The sequence below is a fragment of the Marinobacter sp. V34 genome, assembly GCF_055524115.1.
Genome location: NZ_JBUPZY010000007.1, coordinates 120,136 through 142,781 on the forward strand (window position 1 = coordinate 120,136; position 22,646 = coordinate 142,781).

The 22,646-nt window shown below is 54.4% G+C and carries 16 protein-coding genes and 2 tRNA genes; 10 read left to right on the forward strand and 8 right to left on the reverse strand.

What is annotated here, in order from left to right:
- From AC0B60_RS12980 to AC0B60_RS13005, 6 genes are all read right to left on the reverse strand, one after another.
- Nucleotides 1-1,545, reverse strand: a complete 1,545-nt coding sequence (locus tag AC0B60_RS12980) for a S1 RNA-binding domain-containing protein (protein WP_465086244.1) — start codon at nucleotides 1,543-1,545, stop codon at nucleotides 1-3.
- Nucleotides 1,542-6,530 carry an Eco57I restriction-modification methylase domain-containing protein gene (locus tag AC0B60_RS12985; RefSeq protein ID WP_465086245.1) on the reverse strand — a complete coding sequence of 1,663 codons (4,989 nt, stop codon included), beginning with the start codon at nucleotides 6,528-6,530 and terminating at the stop codon, nucleotides 1,542-1,544. Before AC0B60_RS12985 ends, AC0B60_RS12980 begins: the two co-directional genes overlap by 4 nt.
- 31 nt (nucleotides 6,531-6,561) lie before the next feature.
- Nucleotides 6,562-9,462, reverse strand: a complete 2,901-nt coding sequence (locus tag AC0B60_RS12990; protein WP_465086246.1) for a DEAD/DEAH box helicase — start codon at nucleotides 9,460-9,462, stop codon at nucleotides 6,562-6,564.
- A 223-nt stretch (nucleotides 9,463-9,685) separates the two neighbouring features.
- Nucleotides 9,686-10,153, reverse strand: a complete 468-nt coding sequence (locus AC0B60_RS12995) for a hypothetical protein (protein WP_465086247.1) — start codon at nucleotides 10,151-10,153, stop codon at nucleotides 9,686-9,688.
- Between the two features lie 127 nt (nucleotides 10,154-10,280).
- Entirely contained in the window at nucleotides 10,281-10,880 is a 600-nt protein-coding gene (locus tag AC0B60_RS13000; protein ID WP_465086248.1) for an outer membrane beta-barrel protein, read from the reverse strand.
- 131 nt (nucleotides 10,881-11,011) lie between these two features.
- Nucleotides 11,012-12,013 (reverse strand): helix-turn-helix transcriptional regulator, encoded by a 1,002-nt coding sequence (locus AC0B60_RS13005; protein WP_465086249.1) that lies wholly within the window; start codon nucleotides 12,011-12,013, stop codon nucleotides 11,012-11,014.
- A gap of 342 nt (nucleotides 12,014-12,355) precedes the next feature.
- Between AC0B60_RS13005 and AC0B60_RS13010 the strand changes: the two genes are divergently transcribed.
- The 8 genes from AC0B60_RS13010 (at nucleotide 12,356) to AC0B60_RS13045 (ending at nucleotide 20,179) form a co-directional block, all read left to right on the forward strand.
- Entirely contained in the window at nucleotides 12,356-12,616 is a 261-nt protein-coding gene (locus AC0B60_RS13010; protein ID WP_465086250.1) for a hypothetical protein, read from the forward strand.
- Between the two features lie 433 nt (nucleotides 12,617-13,049).
- Nucleotides 13,050-13,889, forward strand: a complete 840-nt coding sequence (locus AC0B60_RS13015; RefSeq protein ID WP_465086251.1) for a site-specific integrase — start codon at nucleotides 13,050-13,052, stop codon at nucleotides 13,887-13,889.
- Between the two features lie 93 nt (nucleotides 13,890-13,982).
- Nucleotides 13,983-14,219 carry a type II toxin-antitoxin system Phd/YefM family antitoxin gene (locus AC0B60_RS13020; RefSeq protein ID WP_465086252.1) on the forward strand — a complete coding sequence of 79 codons (237 nt, stop codon included), beginning with the start codon at nucleotides 13,983-13,985 and terminating at the stop codon, nucleotides 14,217-14,219.
- Nucleotides 14,219-14,653, forward strand: a complete 435-nt coding sequence (locus AC0B60_RS13025) for a type II toxin-antitoxin system VapC family toxin (protein WP_465086253.1) — start codon at nucleotides 14,219-14,221, stop codon at nucleotides 14,651-14,653. The genes AC0B60_RS13020 and AC0B60_RS13025 overlap by 1 nt, the downstream gene beginning before the upstream one ends.
- Before the next feature lie 5 nt (nucleotides 14,654-14,658).
- Nucleotides 14,659-15,933, forward strand: coding sequence for a hypothetical protein (locus AC0B60_RS13030; RefSeq protein ID WP_465086254.1), 1,275 nt, complete (start codon nucleotides 14,659-14,661; stop codon nucleotides 15,931-15,933).
- The gene (locus AC0B60_RS13035) at nucleotides 15,926-16,519 is read left to right on the forward strand and encodes a condensin complex protein MksE (protein ID WP_091848202.1); all 594 of its coding nucleotides are present in this window, start codon (nucleotides 15,926-15,928) and stop codon (nucleotides 16,517-16,519) included. The genes AC0B60_RS13030 and AC0B60_RS13035 overlap by 8 nt, the downstream gene beginning before the upstream one ends.
- Nucleotides 16,516-19,287, forward strand: coding sequence for an ATP-binding protein (locus tag AC0B60_RS13040; RefSeq protein ID WP_465086255.1), 2,772 nt, complete (start codon nucleotides 16,516-16,518; stop codon nucleotides 19,285-19,287). The genes AC0B60_RS13035 and AC0B60_RS13040 overlap by 4 nt, the downstream gene beginning before the upstream one ends.
- A gap of 10 nt (nucleotides 19,288-19,297) precedes the next feature.
- The gene (locus AC0B60_RS13045; RefSeq protein ID WP_465086256.1) at nucleotides 19,298-20,179 is read left to right on the forward strand and encodes a DUF7281 domain-containing protein; all 882 of its coding nucleotides are present in this window, start codon (nucleotides 19,298-19,300) and stop codon (nucleotides 20,177-20,179) included.
- 153 nt (nucleotides 20,180-20,332) lie between these two features.
- Here the strand turns inward: AC0B60_RS13045 and AC0B60_RS13050 are convergent.
- Both AC0B60_RS13050 and AC0B60_RS13055 read right to left on the reverse strand, forming a co-directional pair.
- A tRNA-Cys gene (locus tag AC0B60_RS13050) sits at nucleotides 20,333-20,406 on the reverse strand.
- A 66-nt stretch (nucleotides 20,407-20,472) separates the two neighbouring features.
- Nucleotides 20,473-20,548, reverse strand: a tRNA-Gly gene (locus tag AC0B60_RS13055).
- Between the two features lie 182 nt (nucleotides 20,549-20,730).
- On the opposite strand from AC0B60_RS13055, the gene AC0B60_RS13060 reads away from it, so the two are divergent.
- Together AC0B60_RS13060 and AC0B60_RS13065 are read left to right on the forward strand one after the other, a co-directional pair.
- Nucleotides 20,731-21,855, forward strand: a complete 1,125-nt coding sequence (locus AC0B60_RS13060) for an ABC transporter permease (RefSeq protein WP_465086257.1) — start codon at nucleotides 20,731-20,733, stop codon at nucleotides 21,853-21,855.
- Nucleotides 21,852-22,646 (forward strand): ABC transporter ATP-binding protein, encoded by a 795-nt coding sequence (locus AC0B60_RS13065; RefSeq protein ID WP_465086258.1) that lies wholly within the window; start codon nucleotides 21,852-21,854, stop codon nucleotides 22,644-22,646. Before AC0B60_RS13060 ends, AC0B60_RS13065 begins: the two co-directional genes overlap by 4 nt.

Consider the following 22,646-nt stretch of genomic DNA (forward strand, 5'->3'; position numbering starts at 1 on the left):
CTAAAACACCCTCACAACACACCATGAATCAGGTGTGAGCTCCAGAATAGATCTGTCAGCATCAGAATCTGTGGCCGTTCCTACATTGGGCAACGCCGGAAAACGATCCCCCCGCCGATCTCTTACACGCACCTTACTCTCCGGCGTTAAACACCAGAGCGTCTCGGTAAAAGGTTCGAAAAAAACCGCTTCCTGAGACGAATCCTTTCGACTTTCTTTTACAAGCAGGCAACGCACCATAAGAAAGTTCTGGCACCATTCACTTCCCTTAGCAGGCCTATAGGGTCGATCAGCTAATGGTCGGAATGCCCTCCAAAGCCCAGCGAGAAGCCAATACTCTGGGGTTTCAATTACCGCATCTTTCCTGATTCTTGTCCCATCTCGGCGTAAAAACACGCGAAGTCGACTGTCTTCCTGCAGTTGTGCAAGCCCTTCTCGTTTTTCTTCAGGTACCAACTTCTTCAGCAATGATTCAGGAATGGCTTCATCTGTTGCCTTCGCGAAGGTTTCTTCATCAGGCTTATGAAACACAGGTGACGGCCAATCCCGGGGATATGACTCTTGCTTTTTATGCTCATCGACCGAAATAAGTCTCCTAGCCGGGTGCGCGGCACTGACGAACAGTCCACGGATCGGGTCTTCATTCAGCTCACGAGAGAGCTCGATGGCCTCCACGATGTCCCTTCCCTTCTTGGTCGCCGCCCAGTTCTCAGCCAGAGAATTATCAGCAAGGAGATCGTGGATATTGTTTAGCGTAGTTACGTCAAACCCCGTAGTTGTCGCAATAGCCTTTCTGTCCTTTCCAGCGACGAGTTCTTCCAAAACGAATCTTGATACTGCATCACAACTACGAGGTGTTTTGGCCACGGCCCAAACCTTGAATGGCATACCACTGAATGCGACCGGTACAGAGGGTGATTCAGGCTCTGGAATGCACGCACGAATGCTTGCGATTCCTCTTGCCCGTCTTTTCCGCTTATCCGTTAGCCAACCGTCGGGCATCTCAATCCGAGTTATTTCGGCCTCGATCTCTTCCCCTATGGAGATTTCCTCAGAAGGATGATCAACCCAATGCCAAGCAAGTTCGGAGATTGGAATCCATGCTTGGAAGTCCGTAACGTCGACAAGTACGCCGCGGTCCTCAAGTTGAACCACGCGTCCCGTAATCAGATCGCCTTCTTCCAATTTCGCCAGGGCTTTCCTAGCTTTGGCTTCCCCGACTGCTCTTATGCTGGCTTTCCAACCCCGGTCATCCTTGTTGAGCAATACAAATTCCGCAGTTTGGCCCTCACTTAAAACATTCGCTGGATCAGAAACGAAAACGTCTGACATTTCTCCAGGAAAAACAACGGCCGTCAGATCACCTGATGCAACTTTGGCAAACTTTTCCCGAACAATTTGGACGTTACCTGATAAAACGTCGCCAGGGCTATATGAAACGCTTCTAGAGGAGGAACTCGACCTTTGATGAGATTTCTTCACCGGCGAGCGTGCTTTGTTCTCTTCACCCAGAAGGGCTGAAAAAAGGTCCAAGAGGAAACTCACAGAGCTTGCCCCTCAAAAATCTCCCAAGCCACCCGATAATCCTCCTCCCGGTCCGGCCGGAAGAATGGCGCCTTGTACTCCACCGTCCGCTCCGTTGGTCCGCCGGGGAGCGTGTCGTCGAGGTAGGTTTTGTAGACGCTGCCTTCCTGCTGGTGCTGAATGTCTTCCCAGCCAAGCGCTATTTCGTCTTCTTTTCTTTCGGGTGTGTCTATGCAATAGAAGGTGCCATCGCCCAGTTCCTTCTTGTTGGCTTTTCTGGGCAGGCCTACGCCCACCAGGCCTTTACTGGGGGTAAATACGATGCGGCCGGTTTGGTCATAGAAGGTTTCGGCTTCGTACTGGCGCATGACGGGGAACTGGACGCGGTAGATGGTGAGCAGCTCTTCCAGCGTGAGGCCGAGGGCCTGGGCGACGAGGACGTCGATTTCTACCAGGGCCTGGCGGCGGGCGTAGTCGGTGCGCAGGTGGTTGTTTCGTTGCCACTCGGGGGTGAGATTGGCGAAGAAGTCCTGGGGCAGTGCGGCGATGGGTTCGCGGGTGGCCCAGTGTTGTTGGCGGAAGTTGTCTTGCCAGTTGGATTGCCAGAGGTCGGCGTAGTGATTCGTGATGCCAACCAAGGCAAGCGCCCTAATGTGCATCGCTGCGCGATATTTATCACCGTTGAGCACCGGCAGCTGATTGATCAACGAGGTATTTGCGTGACCCATACCGGTACTTTTCACCCGGTAATCAAGAACCACAGAAAGCGTCATGCTGAAATAATCCAGCATCGTCTTCTCAGATTTGAACGCGGAGCAGAGACAGGTATTAATATGCGCCGCACCTTTGGGCATAATCGCGGTGATCAGTGTCCGCTCAGATGATGGGCCGATCATCTCGCGGTTAACCAACCGATAATACCCCGTCACCAACCTCTCCCGATGCTCGCCCTCTTCCACCCAGGGCACGCGCGGGGTGCGGTCGCGGTAGGTGGCAGAGTCGCAGGCAGGGGTGTAGTTCGTCCGCGGCAGGTAGTCGTCCGGCAGGGTTTCCAGATCGAGGATATCGTAGTCGCTGCTAAGCTTGCACTCCGCTCGCGGAGTCTTGTAGAACGGGCTGCCGACGAAGAAGTGGGGGCCGGAGAGTATCCATTGCTCCGGGTTTTCCGGGAAGCGGGTCTCCCGCTTCATGGTGCCATCCTGCTGGGCGTTGACTTCGTTCCAATGCTGAGTGGAATAGTACTGCCCTTTCAGATCCCCCAGCCGCCGGGGCTGGGCAGCAAATTTATCCAGCACCGCCATCAACTGGCGGGCGTGTAGGGCTGGCAGGCGGGCCTCCAGCGCATCGGTGCCGGCTTCGTCGTAGAGCTGAGCGAACAGGGCCAGTTCGTGCTGACCGATTTCAATGATCCGGTCGCGGTGGCCGTTGGTGTTCCAGACAGTTCTGATGGCCCCGCTGGCTGACGCCACTTCTTCCTTGATGCCGGGCACACGGCCCTGCCCCTCGTGAGCAAAGCAGATATCCACGGTTTGAGGAATAAACAGATTGGCGATGTGCCGAAATTCCGGCTCGGAGCGCTGCGGGCCATACACATTTATGCTGTAAATTGTGGCGTGATGCACTTCGGCGAACAGTCCAACTTCATTATGGAACTGGAAATGCTGGCGCAAACGCGGATACACCTCTCGCCGAAACGCCCCACCCTTGGGATCGTCATAAATGCCGTCCGGATGCAAAAAGCCGCTCACACCCTGCCCGTTCGCATTCGCCCAGGCCCGGGGCAAGAAGCACTTGTAAAGATTGGCCTTCTGGCCGGCGAGCTGCGGGTAGTTCTGGGTGGCATTAAGGAATGCCTGCGAACCTTCCGCCTCCACCAGTTCTGCAAACCAGGCCTGCTGCAATTGCGGGCTGCGCTCGAAGGCGGCTTCGCGCTCGTCGGTCAGTTGTTTGGCGCTAAGTTTGTGAAGCACAAAAGCCGGGTTGTGATCGCCAAGGATGCCGCCTTCCTGCCATTCCACCTTGCGCCAGGGCGGGTTACCCAGGGTGACGTCAAAGCCGCCACGGTTGGCGAAGATGTCGGCGAAAGCCAGCTCCCAGTGGAAGAAGCGGTACTGTTCGCCCAGTTGATTGGCGATGGCCAGAGTGTTGAAGAATGGGTTTTTGAACAGTTTTTCCAGGTTGAGCTCGCCGCGCTGGTTGCTCACTTCCCGGGCGGCCCGGGTTTCGGCGCGCAGGGTTTGTTGAGGCTCGTCGGCAGCGAACAGGTCGTCTACGGGTTTAGCGAACAGGTTTTCGCCCTGCTCTGCGGTCTCTTCGTTCTCAGAGGCAGCAGCGTTGTCCAGCAGGCTTTCCTGCTCCGGGGCGAAATCAAATGTGCCGGCGCTGTTGAGGATGGTATTCAGGTCGAATAGCCATTTTTGCCTGTCTGGCAACTGGCCCACCCTATCCAGCGGCCAGAACCAGAGGGCACACCAGTAATCCATGGCTAGTTTCAGGCGGCGATACGGGGAGGCGATGCGGGCGTTGGTGTTGAAAATGCCATGGGCGCGCAGGTTGTCTTTTTCCCGGGTGCTGGTGTGGTGTTCTTCCACGCCTTGCTGACCCCACAGGGGGTAGGTATCTTCGGTGCGCCCACGGTGCTGTTCCAACATCTGGGTGTGTTCACGCCACAGACGATCTACCGCTTCGCTCAGGCATTGCAGGGTTTTGATTTCCTGCTCGTCCAGCGGGGCGCAGAAATCTTTTTTCCAGTCTTTGATTTTCCTGAACGTATCCGGGCGTAGCTGTTTGACCACTTTGTCGTTGTAGCCGGCCATGCCGGGGTCAGGCAGCAGGAAGTGGTAAATCTCCCCTTCGCTACGCCCACCCCCGCCTGACGGGTTCTGCAAGGTTTCCGGGTTTAATCTGCGCGGGGCGTTGTTGTACCAGTAGCCTTCTTTGGCCTGTTTTTTCAGGGCGATCTTGGGGTACACCTCGCGGCGGGCGCCGATCAAGCTGTTGCCGGTGAACAACTGGTAGCCGAACCAGGGTACGTTGTGGCCGCCGCTCAGGGCGTTCAACCACAGGGAGACTTCCGCAAGTTCCACGGCGATAGGGTTGAGGTCGACCCCGTACACATTGTGGTCGGCGATGTGCATTTTTACCCGCTGCAGTTCCCGCTGATAGTCCTCGTGGGGGATGCGTTCGTCCAGTTCCTGTTGTTTGCGGGTCAGGTAGGCTTCGGCGAGCTGGTTAACAGCTTCGTTGAGGAAGGCTGCGCTGCCCATGGCGGGCTCACACACGGTCAGGTTGAGGATATCGTCGGCGGTTACCTCTTCCGTCAGGCGTTCTTTGAGGGTGTATTTCACCAGGCTTTTGGTGAGCACTTCCGGGGTGTAGTAACTGGCGGACTTTTCCCGGTCGCGCCCGGCCATGCGGTAGATAAATTTGCCTTTGGGGTGCACGCGCAGGCTGAGCTTGCCGTCGATCTTGTCGTACACCCGCTCTTTGTCGTCGAATTCGTCCAGCTGGCTTTGGGTGACGAAGTAGCCGGTGTCCAGCTCGTCCGGGTTGATGTTTTCGCCTTTGGGCGCCACTTCGTAGAGGTCTTCGGTGGCGAAGAAGCCACGGTAGCTGAGCAGGGCTTCGTACACGGCGCCGAGCTGGTTGATGCCCAGCTGGGTGTAGCTGACGCGGCCCCGGCGTTTTCTGCCGCTTGTGGGGCGAGTGAGCGACATGCTCTGGATAATCTGCTGCAGGGTTTCGTTGCTGAAGGCCACGCGGTTGAGCAGCGGGGTTTTAGCCGGGTCGAACAGGTGACTGTCGAGGCCTTGCAGGGTGAAGGCATTGGCGTTACTTTCGTGAAGATCGTCTTTCTGCCGGCTGACCTGATTGCCTTTGTAGATAAGGCTAAACATGCGTTGCAGGCTTTGATGAAAATACTCGCCTCGGCGGCTTTCTTCAGTGGTCAGGCGCACGCTCTCCAGGTCACGCAGGCTGTCCAGGCTATAACCCATGCGCCAGGTTTCGTCTTCAGCCGGCAGATAACCGAGTTCAGGGCGAGCTTCGATGTAGAAAAGGAAGAGTATGCGGTACATGTAGCGCAAGCACTCCTTAGAAAGCTGGTCCGCATCCAGAGCATTCTGCCCGGTGTAGATGCCTTCCTTGCGATCGCGGGCCTGTTCTACCAGTTGTTCGGCTGCTTCGTTGCCCAGTAATTCGATCGCTTTTCGCAGGGCATATTTAAGATCATCCGATACCGCGAAGGCATGCTTGTGGCTGTTCTCATCCAGGCTGTCGAGACGGCATTGGCCTTCTTCGGGAGCCAGGCTTTCCCGATGCAAAAGAACGGCAGTGGCCTTGAGGGTTTTATCGTCGCGGCGGCCGAGAATCTCTTCCCAGTCAAAGCGGAGCATACGGTTCTGCGACCACTTATACCGGTCGATCAGAATGCCCTGTCGATCGGAAAGCAGTAGCACCCATCGCGGTGGATTGTCCTGCCGGAAGACGGCCTCGTTGAGGATGCTGTACCAGTCGGTGTTTTTCAGTTTGTCTTGGTGCGGGCTCGGGCCAAAGAACTGGTTGCTGTGCAGTTTCAGAGAGAGCGGGTCTTCGCCCTCGTTGTTTGCATCCAGTGCACCAAGCACCCAGAGCTGGTCGCCCAAAGCTGAGAGAACCGGCAGTTCAGTGTTGGGTGCCACCTCACGATTGTCCGGCTGATAAGCAATACCCAGTACCGAGGTAAGATCTTTGAAGAAATCGCGCTGCAGACGAATTCGTTCTGCTGCACTGCGCTCGGTTTTGAGTTTGTGGCGCAGGGCGAAGTAGCTCTGGTTGAGATTCCTCAGGGCACGGTGAGGCGTGGTGTAATCGCGCCCCTCTTCTTTCGCCGATTCTTCACGAGCCTCCCAATCTTTGATGGTATCGGCAAAGTCGCCCTGGAACACTTCTGCCAGGTAATGGGCGCTGAAGAATTCGTTTTCGTTGGTCAGTCCAATGAACGTGGCGGCGGTATCCTGAACGGCCATCTGATAATGCTCCTTTGCCCTACCCGGGCGTTTAGTCGTCTTCCCGGGTAAACACGGCGATAATCTGTATGAACGGTACCGGCTCAATGGTTAGGGTGTCCTGCACCCAGGTTTCGTAGTCGTTAAAGACCCGTTCGATGCGGCTCAGGCGCTCTTCTTTTTTGGCAGCTTTGAAATGCTCAGCCTGGCCAGAGCCTTCCAGCTGAAGATTTAACTGCTGGACCTGCCGGCCTTTAAGCGCTTCCAGCTCTTGAAGCTGCTGCGCCAGTTCAGGCTGTTTCGCCGCCGTGTATTCCTGCTGGTGTTCCTGCATTTCAGCCTTCGCAGCCGCTATCACCGGGCTACGCAGAGCCTCCAGCTCTGATAGATCAATAGGCCGAGCGCGGTTGGGCAGCTTGGTGTTCAGCTGAAGTTGCTGCAGCCACTCTTCGCCCTTCTGCACCTCAACCACTGAACCGCTCTTGCAACGGATGGCGAACCATTGCCAGATAACCGGATGCGCCTTTCGGTTAGGAATAAGCCCGCTAACAAGAAAAACAGCCTCACCTGGTTGAAGGGTGCCACTTACCTGAGGTGAGTCTGGCAATGCCAGTACCGGCGCGCTGTGGCGAGCCACCTGGGCCAGCAGTTTGTCTTCCAGCCATTGAATGGCCGGATGCTGGGGCCATAGATAATGAAGTTTGGGCCAGGCGTTCTCATCCTGCCGGCTACGGCGGATTTCCTCTTCAAATCGACTCTTATCTGCCGTAAGCACCAGGCTGCCGTTTTCCGGGCTGATTTCCGATGGCAGGAAGCGGAAGCGATAGTTCAGATCATCCGGCGGTGTCAGCGTTAGGGTTTGCTTCTCGATATTCGCAGTGAAGTTCACCTGCTTTCGGTCGCGGTTGATGGCTTCCAGGGCCTGACGGACAAATTCGTAATCGCTGGGGAACAGGCTGTAGCGTTCCGCGGTATGCTGGAATACCTCTTCTTCTGCTTTGGGTTGTGCGGCCTCGGGATTGAGGAACAGGGCCAGAAGGTCATCGCCTTCGTTGCTGTCGTCCGGCTGGTATTGCTCATCGAATGCTTCTGCCTCGGTGCCGCTGGCCATGGCATCTGCAGTAAGACCTTCCTCGGCTTCCGGATCATGGACTTTCATGAATGTGGCGGGATCGCCAATGTTCTTGTAGGCCTGCTCATCCTTCTCTTTCAGGATTTCCAGAATCCGCTGGTCACCTTTCACCGTGGGGTTGTCGCTGCGGTTAATCAGGTAGGTGATAATTGGCGTCTCTGTCTGGCCGTAACGATCAACCCGGCCATTGCGCTGCTGGAACACCATAAGCGACCAAGGTAAATCAAAGTGCACCAGTCGGTGCGACAAGTAATGCAGGTTGATACCTTCGCTGGCGACATCAGAGCAAAGCAGTACACGCAGTTTGCTTTCCTGTTTACCGAAGGCTTCGACAATTTCCTGCTGTTCGATATCACTCATGCCACCGTGCAAGATTTGCACGGCGTCGTCTTTCAGCTTCAGATCACTCATCATCTGGCTCTGCAGCCAGTTAAGGGTTTCAATGCGCTCGCTGAAGATGACCAGGCGGTCTTCGGTATCGGTCTTCTTCCAGCCAAATTCTTTGCTGTTCAGCAGCCTCAGCAATTCCTGGTATTTGTTGAAGTGAGCCGCATCGACATTGCGGAGAGCCAGCAATAAGCTTTGCAGAGCCTCGATTTCCTGTTGCTCGTCCTCGGTAATTTCGTCTTTGCTCTTCAACTTCTTGATGCGCTGTTCAACAGAAGCCTGCGCCGCTGCAGACGAGCTGAAGATGGACTTCTGCAGACCTATGCGAACCAGTTGGCCGTTGCGTTCGGCATTGTGTTCGCCCCGATAGGTGAAAGGAACCTCCAGCAAAGCCTGGTAAGCCGCCTCTTCTTCCGGTGAGGCATCCAGGTAGACGTCGTTCACAACCCGCTCTTTGAATTCCTGCTGCACCTGATCACGGATGTCTTTCTTGAACCGGCGTATGACCAGGCCTTTGTCGCGGAAGTCTTCTTTGGCGTAGTCATCCGGATCGGAAATGGCTGTGGGGTCTAGCATGTTCATCAGGCTGGCGAAGCTTCGTGCCTTGCCGTCGTGGGGCGTTGCGGAGAGCATGATCAAAGTATCCGAACGCCCCGCCAGCAGTTGTGCCAGTTTTGCACGCTGAGAACTGCTACCGCGTTCGGCCACGTTATGGGCTTCATCGATAACGATGATGTCCCAGTAGGCCTGCTCCAGATGGCGACGGTATTCGTTATCCTGCTTGAGGGTGTCGATGGAGATGATCGACTTGTCGTAGTAGTAAAACGGGTTGTGGTTGCCAGGGATGTTGTTGCGCACACGCTGGAGGCCGGCAGAGTCCAGCCGCGTGAGTGGGATGGTAAAGCGGTTCCACATCTCCTTCTGGAACTGGGTCATCATGCTTTTGAGGGTCAGCACAAGAATGCGCTTTCCCCTGCCCCGGCGCATGAGCTCCGTCATCAGTATGCCGGCTTCCAGGGTTTTACCCAGGCCTACGGCATCGGCAATCAAAATGCGCTGCCGGTTCTGCTTAAGGGCTTGCAGGGCCGGATCCAGTTGGTAAGGAACCGGATCCATGGCAGCCTTGTGGCCCAGGTGGATACGCTGGTCGGCAGGGGTAATCTGGCGTAACTGGGTTTCGATAAACAGACGGCTTTTTTCAAAACCCGGGGTCAGGTCTTGCTCAAAGCTGGTTTCTGCAGGGTCCAAAACACGGATCGCGTCTTCGGCTTCTTCGAGCCGGGTAAGGAAGCGAGCGCTTTTTCCATTCACCAGTTCCGAAAGGCCGTCCACGGTGAGTACATAACCGCCATCGTCGCTCGGGTCTGCCCGGCGGACGATCCATTCGCAATCCCGGATAACTACGCGCGCCCCTGGAGCGTATAGTGCTTGCATGCCGAATCCCTGAACCTGAAGCGACGTTTAATCGGAAAAGGGATGCTAACCAAATGGGCCGACATCCAATGTCGCTTATGAAAAATAATGGTCTAGTTATGCGTAGGATGATGCGTCAGATTGGTGCAAAGGGAAAGGGTTAGTTTGTAACTTTTAGCAGCTTAGTTTCTGATTTTTTTATGTATTTGAGGAAGTGAACTAGTTCAGATGTTCAGGCTCAAATCTAAACATTTTCGAGCTTAATACCAAGAGACACGGCGTCCAACTGTGACTCTGACCATATCTCCGCATAATCCTCACCAAACGCAACAATGACTCCGACACTACTGTTCAAGTCGGCGTAAACTGAGTTGGTTTGAGAAAGATGAAAATCTTCATTAGCATCAATAAGGTAGGCGTAACCTAAGAATAGGCTCATAAAGCGCCGAGCGTCCAGATTTTCCTTCGGTAAACGCCAAATTCTTGGCAGCAGTTGATCCCACCAGCGTACTGAATAAAGTGATAGAGCACGCCAATCCGTTGATGCGGTAATCATTATGGGGCCAGAGAATAGGACCGCCAGCGAAGGCGATAGAGACGCGAGTTCTTGACGCGCTATTCGCAACTCATTCCCTTCTTCTGCTCGATCGAATTCGATGCGGAAGGCACTGCCGACTTTGGCCCGGACCTGTGACTCTGGCGAATTACTCAAATGGCGCTCCTTCAAACTGTTGATTTTTTGCCGGTCTGACAAGTTTTGGAGGGGCGTGGCAGGCGCCCCATCAACCGTTCCAAAAATTTAATAACTACGAGAACCTTCTGGCGACCGGAGCGTCGGATTAGAACCTGAACTCCGGCCCAACGGAGAACACGTTGATATCAGTTTCGCCTAGCTCATCCTCATCACCGACGTTCAACAGCAGATCCCAATCTGCCCGTAGCCGGATTCCCTCGGCAACTTCATAGCTCATGCCAAGACCCGTCCTGAATGCGACACCTGTGTCGTCATCGCTCACGGAAATAGTCTGAAATCCGTTACTCGCTGCAGCCTCGTAATTCAAGCGCCACAGCATGAGGCCCGCTTTGGTGAATACCTTGAATGGACCTGTTTCAGGCATGCCCAGCTGAAGCGTTGTATCAACAAAATGACCATTTACTGCCGCTGCCACCCCAACACCGTTAATTACACCGGAAGCTTCAACATCATCTATATACCGGTACCCAAACTCGAGATTGGCAAAGCTATTCAGTTCGGTACCACCGTAAAACCTAACGGCCAGCGCACTGTCGTCACACGACGATGATCCTTCACAGAAATCATCTACAGTGGCTTGGCCGGCGGAAATACCAAAATAACCGGGCCGTGCCTCGGCAGCATAAACTGGTGCACTGGCCATTGCGGCGACGGAGACCATTAGGGCAATTCTAGTCAATTTCATTTCGACATCCTTTTTCGATAGAACAATGCAAAGCGAGCGAATAGCCCGCTCCTTTTCGGTTACTGATACTGAACAAACAGAGCGACAGCTACGGTCGCAGACTCAAAAAAGATTCAAAGTTAAGAGCAAACTCATCCAGCTTTTTGTGCACGAGATAATCCCTTCTCCAGAGTGAGGGAGATTTCTTCTCGCAACCAATCAGGCTCCAAGATATCGCAATGCACCGCCTGGGCCGTGAGCCACCAGCGCAAATCCTGGGTATCGCCGACGGTGACCGTTATTTCAAAAGTGTCTTCGTCGATGTCCGTTGTCACCTGGTCGAAACCCAAAGGAGATTCAATCAAATGATTGAGCACAGGCTTGTCGCAGCGAAGGTGCAGGAAAATCGGCGCTCGAGAATGAAGAATCCCCATAGCACCGGAGGAGATGTACAGATCCAGATCGAAGTCTTCTGGCCGTTCAAGGGGCTTCTCCACCAGCTTGCCGCCGGTGGCCCGGTGCAAAACCAACTGGCGCACACCCTCCCTTCCCTCAATCGTTCCAATCAGGTAGACATTTGGGTCACGGAAGATAAGGCCCAGAGGGTGCACAATAATCTCGGCCGGTTCACGCCAGTTGCGGGCCTGGTAAGTAAGTTCGCAAGGTACCTCTCGTAATAAACCTTCAGTTACGGTTTCCAACACATCGGAATCAATAGGGGGTCTTTGACCGCCTAAGCCACGGTTAATCACTCTAACGCGATTCGGCCATTGCCCAAGCGGGTTGCGCTCACGCAAAAGGGTTCGGTGCGCCTCATCAAAATGCGGCTTCAGATGGGATAACGCTCGTGGCGGAAGCATCGGCGTGAGGTAGGCCTTAGCAAGCTCAAAAGTCAGTGCAGCCGGCAAGTCCAATGCTGGAATGATGTCCATCGTGGCTTCACGGTCGAAAGACCACTGAAATGGGCGAGAGGATTCATCCACGAGCAACGGAAATTCGATACTCAGCTTCTCTAAGTCTCTCTGGATGGAACGCATGGTCACAGAAAAACCCTGCTCATCAAGCCTGTCTGCGAGCTCAGTTGTGGTGATGGACTTAGGGTATCGCGGCACCATTCGTAGCATGGTGAGGTAGCGGACGGCGGTATTCGACATTGGCTGATCCTTGCCTGGCGTTATGGGACTCTCAAAAATCTTATGTCGTCGGACTTTACAGCACACTGTCCAAACGCTTCTAGTACCCCGTCAATAGCAGAGCCTTGATACCGCGAGTTTATTTGGCTCGGATATTGTTGAACTATTGTTATCACGATAAATGCCTATACACCCTCAAACCCTTTTACCTATGCAAAACGACGGCAATTTTCCGCGGTCGTTTTGCACTTGCTCTCCCGGAAAAAAACGTAGAGTGATCTCAATGTCTGAGCAGAAGTGCCTCTGAAACTGCCCACTTTAGGGGCTCAGATGCGTCCAAACCAGTGAGTTCGGGAGATTGCCATGCGTCCGGTATCGATTGAGGATTTTATAAAGGTCGTTTTTGAATACGACAGCGCGCCACCTGCCCCCTCAACTATTCGTCGACTTTGTGCCGCAAAAGACGATAGCGGACTGGCAGTTATCCCCGGTGCCTTTAAGCTGGGGAAAGCCTGGAAAATCGACCTGGACGGGTATTTTCGGGAGATGGAGCGTCGGGTGTCCGGATCTGACGCTGCAGAAGACGCCTTTATCCATGACTTGGCAAATAGACTAGCTTCCTAAAATGGCACCAAGATACCGTTCTGAGAAACACTCGTCGCTGCACAGGTACCCTGGCCTCTATCAGAGCGAGGACGGTGTCTACTTCGTTATCCATCCGATTACGAAAAAACGTGGCACCTTGGACACCCGGGACAGGAACCAAGCGATCCGACTATGGTCGATGCTAAACCACAGGTGGGAGGCCGAAGTCCAAGAACGGAAAACCAACGCCCTGGCAGGAAAATTGGATAGCCTCTCGATACCAGCAAGCAAGGGGGATCACATCCTTCTCCAGGACTACCTGAAGAAATGGAGAACGGAGGTCCTTGGCCATAAGATAAAGGGAAAGAGCATAGTTTGGTCAGAGTGCCGAGTCCTATCCCTACGAGGACCAAATAAAGGCGCCCCTATCGCTAAACCAACCCGAGTCGATTACGCGAGTGATGCCCGACAATTGGAGCAGAGCGAAGACGCAAAATTCCCGCTTTCTGATCCGCAAATCCTTCGCAAGATTCGCAAACTGCTCTCCCCATGGCTGCCGATGCCGACCCATTACAACGGTCTCAAAAACACGTTGAACCGGGTGTTCCTCCATGCGGTTCAGGAAGGTCTCATTGACCGAAATCCGATGATCGATATACGTAAAGCCGCCGAAGAAAAACGCCAAGTTCTCATCCCTGATGAGGCCTACCGGAAGATAACTGAACACCTGTGCGTCCATCGTCATAACAAGCGAGATATGGACGGCACGTGGCGTGCGAAGATTTGCGATCTCATTTACATGATGAGTCAGCAGCCAATTGACGTTTTCAATTTGAAGGAAAGCCAAGGTGAGCTCTATGACAAACCCATCGATCGCGGGGACTATTTCGCCTACGGAGTGATCCGCTTTGCTCGCCACAAAACTAAAATCGGCATCGAACTCGAGATGAACGAGGATCTTGCCGGTCTGTGGAAGTGGTTTGTGGAGTTCAAGCGGAAGGAGGCCATCATAAGCGAATACCTCCTAGTATACCCACGCTACTTCGATAAGCGTTCCAGAGCTCAACAAGTAAAACACAGAACTATGCAGGCCGCCTGGCGAGATGCCTGCAAGACAGCAGGCTATGGAGGCATGTACCACCTCAGAGACCTCCGCAAGAAAGGACTGACCGAAGAATTCCTGAGCCAAGGAGAAAACGACAAAGGCGGACATGAAACGCAGGCCATGCGGAATCATTATCGGTTGATCAAGCCGCCCAAGCGGGCGAGGACAACGATCAGATTTGAGCGGGAACGGAAAGTTTCTGAGTGAGTTAGATAAAACCGAAAAATCTCCAACGATCCTGATTGCTATGGAACTTCTACTGAGAGTACACTCATTGTGTACACGGATAGGATGAGAATCATGCAAACGATCAATGTTCGAGAAACTCGGGAAAAGCTCTCAAATCTTTTGGACGCTGTGGCCGCAGGAGAAGAGGTTGTAATTCTCCGCCACGGTAAACCTGCCGCACGCCTAACCGCGGCCTTGCCCGAAAAGATTCAGTTTCCAAACCGTTCGGAACTCAGGGCATCTCTGCCACCCGTCCGGGAAAGCTCTGCTCATGCGCTGCGGCAACTCAGAGATGAAGAGCGCTATTAATGTTGTACTTCGATACCAGCGCCGTTCTCCCCTACTACAGACAAGAGCACGCTAGCGATCGTGTTCAGGCATTGCTTGAGTCGCAAACCCAGCCGGTTCTTATCAGTCATCTGACGGAAGTCGAGGTGGCAAGCGCACTGGCCCGATGGGTTCGGATGGGCGAGCTCAGCGAACCCCAGGCGAACCGGATCGAAAGTGCATTCCATGATGATGTTAGCCATGGCCGCTTCAGCCTGTGCCCCATTGAAACGGCCCACTACAAACGGGCCAGCCACTGGATTGGCACAAGGAAGACAAGCTTGAGAACGTTGGATGCACTTCATTTGGCATGCGCAGAACATCACCAGGCTCAACTTATCAGTGAGGATGAAGCGTTGGTGAACGCAGCGGTTTTCTTTGGTATCGACGCCCGCCTTGCTTCAAAGGGCAACTAAGCACCATGGCTAGCCCAAAACACCTCACTCGAACACTTTATGAGCAATGGGAAACTGTCGAGGCACTGGTTCGGGCCACCCGGGAGATGCCGGCATTCTCCGAGGAGCAGGTTCTTGCTGCCATTCGCCAGGCTCAACCGGCCCTGGACGACGTCCAAGTCAGGGATGCTCTACGTAGGCTTTTGGCAAGTGGCGTACTGGAGACTCAAAGTCGCTCTGAAAGCTTCGTGGTCAATGCACATGTACTTGAGTTTGTGCGTGGCCTGACGCATGAACACGAACTAGGACTATCATCAGTCATTCAGGCGCGCATCGAAGCGATTCGTGGCGCGACAGAGACCCTCACCGCAGGTATCGAAGCCGGAGATGCCGGTCAGCAGACTCAGGCCATTAACCGACTATCTAGCCTGTTCAGAGATATTGCCCGCCAGCTCGAGCAGGACCGCCATGCGATTGCCGAGCTGGCCGAGCAAGCAAAATCAGCAGACACCCGGGCTCCCATAGCAAAACGCTACAAGTCCGTCCTCGACGCCTACGATCAGTATGTTGAACCGATGAACGAGATGATGGATTCCGGACCTTCGGGCATTTTCTACCACCACCTCGCCGCTGCAGAAGACGCCCTCGACCTCGGCTACAATCGCCTGGTTACCAAAGGCGCGCTCTACAGCCATCTTAGCCGTCTCCGTCACGTTGGTTATCAGGCCAAGGAATTGCGACGACTGGGACGAATCACGGCTCAGCAATGTGCTGATATTCTGTTACCCCTCCGAGAAGAAGCACGCCAGCATAACAATCTTTCCTCAGCTATCAGCCGGTTGTTGGGACAGGTTCGCAAAAAAGGGCTCAACCGCACCTTTCGCAAACGCCAGGATCAGTCTTGGCTGCCGGTGTGGCGCGTGAATCAAAGCCGCAGTGTGTCTGTAGGCGACGAAATAAAAACAATCATGGCGGAAGCGAGGAACTTTGAGCCTTCTGAACGGGAGTTCCCGGGCGAAGTCGATGCGGCACCCATAACCATTGCTGAGTGGATTGACGAAGAACAGCTCCGGCAACAGTTGTTAAAGGACCTCCCGGTCGGCAACCTTTTGGAGTGGCTGAAGCACCACTACCCCTCCCTGCCTGACCAGGTTCTTCTGCGGCTCTATCATGACCTGGCACGAGAGGACCTATGGGAGATGGAGCTGGAAGCGCAGCCTACAATATCCGCCCTTTCCCTGATTTCAGTGCACTACTGGCCCTACCGTCTGACACAACCGGTGAATAAAACTCGTGAGTAATACCAGCCAATTCCAACAAATCGCTAGCAACCTGCCAAACCTGGCCCATCTTTTTCGGTGGTTCAACCGGGGCCGGCATCTCAACCGGATCTCAGAACCAGTATTGTGGGAAGAGCTTGAACGCAACCTCGACGATTATGTGGCCATTTTTACCGCACTGGGTTTTGACCTTCGCCTTGATGGCCGGGGCTTCGCCTGGTTCCATCAGGACGACGGCAGCAGCAATACAAACAAAGCCACCCGGCAACTGGCCCTGTTGTTCATGGTCATCTTTGATACTCAAGCGGATGCCGGCATTCCGCTGATGAAATTCGAGCATTGGCGAATCGATCAAACCCTGCTGACAACGGTTTTCGAGCAACACCAGGACTTGCTGAAGGCAGAAGAGCTGGATCTGTCCGGCCTGGCGAGCCTGATGAGAACCGCAGAAAACTTCGGCTTTGCCCGTTACGATAGCGGAGCATGGCAGCTGTTGCCTGCTGTGTGTCGTTACCTGGATCATTACGAAGAACTGGCCAGCCAGGTGGATCAGGATGAAGATGTTTCCTGGGCTAGCGATCAGGATGACGAGGATAATTCCCTATGAGTTCCGATTACGGCTTCCAGCAGCTGGTACTTCTCAACAGCGCCGGCTATGAGCGCGCAGAGCTCCCTCTGGATGAGTCAGTTTCTCTCATTGCCCCCAACAATACTGGCAAGACCAGCCTGATTAATGCCCTGCAATATCTGCTGATTATCGACAAGCGGCACCTGGATTTTGGTGCCCACGACAAAGACAAAGCGAGACGTTTCTACTTCCCATCCAATAGCAGCTATATCCTGCTAGAAGTCACTTTACCTGAAGCTGGCTCTGTGGTGCTGGGGTGTGTGGGCAAGGGCTTTAGTCATGACTACGCCTATTTTGCCTATCGGGGCCCTCTGAAAATTGAGGAGTACAGGCTGGCCAATGGCAAGCTGGTGACGCAGCCACAGCTGTTGGAGCAGCTGGCTCATCACGGGCGAACGGCCAATTTCTACTCATCGACTGAGTTTGCCGAAATGGTCTACGGCGGTGCCCGAAAGCGGGGACAGTCCAGCTCCGAATTTACCATTTTCCGGCTAGAGAACCGCAAGGATGCAAACGCCTACCGTCAGGTTCTTACCCGCACCCTACGTCTCGACAAACTCAGTTCCGGCGAAGTAAAACGCCACCTGCTGCAGATCTTCAGCCGTCTGTTGCCGGACTCCGTGGTGGATTTCAAACAGGAATGGGATAAGGCTTTTGCCGAGGTGAACCAGGATCGGGAACAATACCGGGCCGCCAAAAACCAGCAAACTCAGATTGACGACCTGGAACGCCAGCAGGACGAACGACTCGCCACCAGAGGCCGAATCATTGCCCGCCGACCGCTCATCGACGATGGCCTGCAACGCTGGCAGAACCATTACCAGAAAGAAAGCGAAAGCCTCCAGCATCAGCATGGGAAATTGCACAAGCAGGAAGCAGAATTGCTTCAGAGGGACAGGGAGCAGACCCGCCGCCAGAGTGAGCTCAATCAGCAGTTGGAGGCACTGAACAAGGACGAGCAGCGCCGTGACGAACTGGAGAACCGGTTCGCGCTGGTCAATGACCGCAGCCAGCTTGAGCAGCAACTTGCTAGTGCCACCGCAGAACGCGACCGTCAGATTGCTTTACTCGCCAATGCCCATGGGCAGTCTGCGACCGCCACTGATCATCAATTGCGGCGGGAGGAGCAGGAGCTATCAGCACTGCGCAAGGAACAGGAAACACTCTCGGACAATCTTTATCTCACACTTAAACAGCACCTCTCCGAAGAGCAGATCAGTATTCTCAACCGAGGGCTCAACCGCCAACTGCTTACCTTGCCGCCTGGGGACTATCAACTGGATTCGGGCCAGCTGCGCCAATGGCTGCAGGAAATGCGCGAAGATCGGTTTCAACTACCCGGGCTGAATCTGTCTGTTGAACACCAAGCGCCGCAGTATGAACAGCGATCAGACGAAGAGATTGCCCAACTGATTGAGGATTGCCAAGACCGGCACCGGCAATTGCAGGAACAAAAGGCCGCCACCGAAGAATTGGACACTCAGAAGAAGCGCAAGGTAGAACTGGAGCAGGAAGTAAAACGCCTGGAAAAGGACCTGGAACAGTTTGACGAACTGGCTCAACTTCAGAAATCGCGCCCGGATCGCCTGAAAGCAATGGAGGCAACCAATCAAGAGCTGGCAGAGATAGAGCACGCTCAGAAACAGGCGGGTGCCCAGCAACAGACGCTCAGGGAGCAGATCCAGGAAGTCGCCAAGCAGCGGCAAGCACTGGATACCGCTCACCAGGAGATAGATCGTATCCGCCAGAACCGTGGCGACACCGACGAGCAGTTCAACTGGCTTGCTGACCTGCCCTATACCCCCTGGGTTGGCGACCCGGAGCTACCGCTCGACCAACTGGCGCAAACGCTGCGTAACTATCAGCAGGACTGCTATCAGTTAAAAGAACTGGACCGGGATCTGCAGCACCGACGCATCACGCTGCATAGCGGTGGCCTGACGAAATTCCAGTATGCCCCCAACCCGGAAGAGGAAATCCGGTTGATGGTAGAGTTCCGCCATCATCTGGCCCGAGAGGCAGAAGCCCTGGAAAAGAAAGCCCGCAGTGCCGTGGTCACTGTGACGGCCAGCCTCAGGGATCTTCGGGACAACCTGCAGTCATTCCAAAACGCCATGCATGAATTCAACCGTCTGATCAGCCGCAGGAAACTGTCGGATCTTAAGGTCTTCCGCATTCAGCCGGTTCACGAGAATCACCTTGTCGAAGCGATCGACTTGTTGATCCAAACGGCAGAAAAAGTGGAGTCTGGCGAATCCTTCGAGCTCTTCAACCAATCCAGCGTACTGGACGACCGACAGCTGGACCAAGCCCGCCAGTTACTGATCGACGAAGGTAGCGCTCGACAAGGGCTGAAGGTTGCCGATTTGTTTCGCCTCACTTTCGAGCTGGGCAAAGAAAACCAGGACGTAGAAAGCTTTGACGACATCGACAGCGCAGCTTCCAACGGTACCGTGCTCATGGCCAAGTTGGTGACCGGCCTGGCCATGCTCCACCTGATGCAGGATAAGAGCCGTAATGTTCAAGCCCTTTGCTACCTGGACGAAGCACTGGCGCTGGATGCTGCAAACCAGAGAAGTTTGATCAAAACCGCTTCCGAATTCGGATTCGCTCTTATGTTCGCTTCCCCTTCACCGTTGATTACCGCCCATTACTGCGTCCCTATCCAACAGTTGAGCAACGGAAAAAACCACATCAGCCGCAAGCACTGGCAGATTCTGCAGCCGCTTGAAGCTGTCGAGGTATGAGCTTTCATCAATGAACAGGTCACTCAGAGAAGCATTGATTAAACTTGAGGATTCCGATGGAGAATGTCTTGGATCACGGTTCACCCCCTCACAGAAGCGCGTTCTTGAGGAGTTTCTCGGCAGAACCGCATGTGTCACCAAGCTGCGTCGGGGCAATGGCTTCGTTTATCGCGTCAGCAACTCACCGGTTTTTGAGCAACACCTTCGGGAGTTGCGGCCCGATGTAAATTCAGCCAACCAGGCGGATCCAGTTCGGGCACAAAACCTCGCGCTTACCCGGTCCACCAAAGGTCGAAAGAGTTCGCACGCAGCTTCTTACCGACTACTGAAGGCAACAATACCGGGCGTAGTCTGGAATCGTAATGGAGAGTTGCTCGACCTATGGCAGCTGACATCCATCGCCGGCGCCCTCGCCATCGATATCAGCCAGAATGAAACGCCTCTGGCCACCGACAGCCCCTTGTGGCTGGTGGAGAACCAGGGGTTGCTGGATGACACCAGCTGGGTGCCCGGAGACTTGCACGGATCTGTACTCTATTATCAGGGCCAGCTCAGTGAACGACTGATAGAGTGGCTATGCGGGAAAAAACGAAGTCCACGGATTCTCATGTTTCCAGACTACGATGGCGTCGGACTAGAGAACTATGCCCGCCTGCGCAAAGCGCTGGGTGAGGACGCCGAACTATGGCTAATGCCTGACTGGAAACGCAAACTGGAGCGCTATGGCAATCCTGAGGTATGGCGAAATAATCTTAAATATGTAGCCAATGCCGAGGAAAGTTTAAATTTGGATCAGGAACCGGATGAGGTGCTGGAGCTGATTGAGGCGCTTAAGCTGAGCGGTAAGGCGTTAGAGCAAGAGGCTGTGTTTTTGGTCACAACAGACAACTAATCACGCTTGCTCAAGATGCCCTGCACATTCACTTGTCCGCTCTTATACCACGGATTGAAGCGGATAATATTTTGGGTTTAATTTGGATATTTTTTGGGTGAGAAAATCAACTAAATGGGGATGAAGTAATTTGTTGATTTTAAAGGGTAAAAATGGAGGCGCGGGTCGGAATCGAACCGGCGTACACGGAGTTGCAGTCCGCTGCATAACCACTCTGCCACCGCGCCGGTAAAAGTTCGAAGGGGATTCGATACTTTTATGCTCTCAGGTGGGCATTGAGAGACTGTGTTGATTGGAGCGGGAAACGAGATTCGAACTCGCGACCCCAACCTTGGCAAGGTTGTGCTCTACCAACTGAGCTATTCCCGCTTGATCAACGAGGGCGTATTCTACGGATTCGACCGTTTGCGTCAACCACTTTTTTCAACTTTTTGTTTTACTTCAGATTCTGATCGATTTTCCTTGAACGCGAGGCCTTCCCTTTCTCAAATTTGAGCTAGTATCACGGAACATCAACCGCCATTTCAAAATAACGGAGACAGTATTTCCAGATGCCCTCTCCCGGTAAGCTTGAGCTCCAGAACGGACACCTGACCGTATCGGGCGACTGGACGCTTCCGAATTACGGCAGGTTGAAGCGGGATATCCAACGTGCCGCGGCAACGGACGCGCCTGCCGGGCTTTCCATCGACCTGGCGACGATCAATGCTCTGGACACTTCCGGTGCGTCCCTGCTGGTGGACCTTCTCGGGGCGCAGCGGCTTCATGACCTGGCCGGCCAGACTCCCGGGCTTTCCAGCGAACGCCAGGAACTGCTGCGCCTGGTTGCCAGCACGATGTCCAGCCCCGACGGTGAAAAACCACACCGCTCCCACCCCATTAAGGGATTCCTTGCCGGTATAGGCGAGCAGGTCGAAGGATTCTGGCATCAGCAACGGCTGTTGATTGGCTTTACCGGCCGGATTCTGGCAACCCTGGCGAGCATTCTGGCAACACCCTGGCGATGGCGGATTACCTCATGGGTGGCCCATGTACAGCAAACCGGGCTGAATGCCTTGCCCATCGTGGCGCTGCTGACGTTTCTGGTGGGTGCCGTTGTTGCCTTTCTGGGTGCCACCATTCTCGATGATTTCGGCGCTACCATTTACACGGTTAATCTGGTGGCCTTCTCATTCCTGCGGGAATTCGGCGTTCTGCTGGCGGCTATCCTGCTGGCGGGTCGCACGGCCAGTGCCTTCACCGCGCAACTCGGCTCCATGAAAGCGAATGAGGAAATCGACGCTCTGCGAACCTTCGGGCTGAGCCCTATCGAATTGCTGGTTATCCCCCGGGTGCTGGCGATGGTGATTTCACTGCCGATACTGACCTTCGTGGGCATGATCAGCGGCATTATTGGCGGCTCGATGGTGTGCGTTCTGGCGCTGGATATCTCCGTTCCGCAAATCCTGAATATTCTCGAAACCAAGGTAAAGGTGGTTCACCTTCTGGTGGGGCTGGGCAAAGCTCCAGTCTTTGCATTCGTCATAGCCGTGATCGGTTGCCTGGAAGGCTTCAAGGCCAGCGGAAGTGCCCAGTCTGTCGGTGAGCACACCACCTCCGCCGTGGTACAGTCGATCTTTATGGTGATTTTGCTGGATTCCATAGCAGCGATATTCTTTATGGAGATGGGCTGGTGATAGAAGAGGCCGCGCACCAGGATGTGGTTATCAGCGTGAGAGGCCTGTGTAACCGCTTCGGTAGTCATGAGGTACATACGGATCTCGATCTTGACCTTTATCACCGGGAAATACTGGGGGTGGTTGGCGGCTCGGGAACCGGCAAGTCGGTACTACTGAGAAGCATTGTCGGGCTTCACGCTCCGGATTCCGGGACCATTGAGGTCTTTGGTGAGCAGTTGCAGGCTCTTTCTCAACAACAACGCTCCCGCGTAGAACGGCGCTTTGGCGTGCTTTTTCAGAGCGGAGCCCTGTTCAGCTCCCTGACACTTCAGGAAAACGTTGCCCTGCCGCTGATTGAACATGCCAAGCTGTCCCGTATTGATTCGGAACATTTGGCCCGGGTGAAGCTCGCACTGGTCGGCTTGCCCGCAAACGCGGCCGGAAAATACCCGGCCCAACTGTCAGGTGGCATGGTCAAAAGGGCGTCGCTGGCAAGAGCCCTGGCCCTGGACCCGGAGGTGTTGTTCCTGGACGAACCCACGGCCGGGCTCGATCCCATCGGAGCGGCCGCCTTCGATCGCTTGATTGTCACACTAAGGGATGCTCTGGGCTTCAGCGTATTCCTGGTTACCCATGACTTGGACACGCTTTACACAACCTGCGACCGGGTTGCCGTGTTGGCGGAACGGCGTGTGCTTGTAGCCGACCGGCTAGCCGTGGTGGAAGCCACCAACAACCCCTGGATTCGCGACTATTTCCACGGGCCAAGGGGCCGGACAGCAGCGACGACGCGAGGAGAGGCACGCTGA

Coding starts and splice junctions, on each gene's coding strand:
- AC0B60_RS13005 (WP_465086249.1), bottom strand. CDS start 12,013: ATGTCGAATACCGCCGTCCGCTACCTCACCATGCTACGAATGGTGCCG.
- AC0B60_RS13030 (WP_465086254.1), top strand. CDS start 14,659: ATGGCTAGCCCAAAACACCTCACTCGAACACTTTATGAGCAATGGGAA.
- AC0B60_RS13045 (WP_465086256.1), top strand. CDS start 19,298: ATGAACAGGTCACTCAGAGAAGCATTGATTAAACTTGAGGATTCCGAT.
- AC0B60_RS13010 (WP_465086250.1), top strand. CDS start 12,356: ATGCGTCCGGTATCGATTGAGGATTTTATAAAGGTCGTTTTTGAATAC.
- AC0B60_RS13025 (WP_465086253.1), top strand. CDS start 14,219: ATGTTGTACTTCGATACCAGCGCCGTTCTCCCCTACTACAGACAAGAG.
- AC0B60_RS13040 (WP_465086255.1), top strand. CDS start 16,516: ATGAGTTCCGATTACGGCTTCCAGCAGCTGGTACTTCTCAACAGCGCC.
- AC0B60_RS13020 (WP_465086252.1), top strand. CDS start 13,983: ATGCAAACGATCAATGTTCGAGAAACTCGGGAAAAGCTCTCAAATCTT.
- AC0B60_RS12985 (WP_465086245.1), bottom strand. CDS start 6,530: ATGGCCGTTCAGGATACCGCCGCCACGTTCATTGGACTGACCAACGAA.
- AC0B60_RS13000 (WP_465086248.1), bottom strand. CDS start 10,880: ATGAAATTGACTAGAATTGCCCTAATGGTCTCCGTCGCCGCAATGGCC.
- AC0B60_RS12990 (WP_465086246.1), bottom strand. CDS start 9,462: ATGCAAGCACTATACGCTCCAGGGGCGCGCGTAGTTATCCGGGATTGC.
- AC0B60_RS13060 (WP_465086257.1), top strand. CDS start 20,731: ATGCCCTCTCCCGGTAAGCTTGAGCTCCAGAACGGACACCTGACCGTA.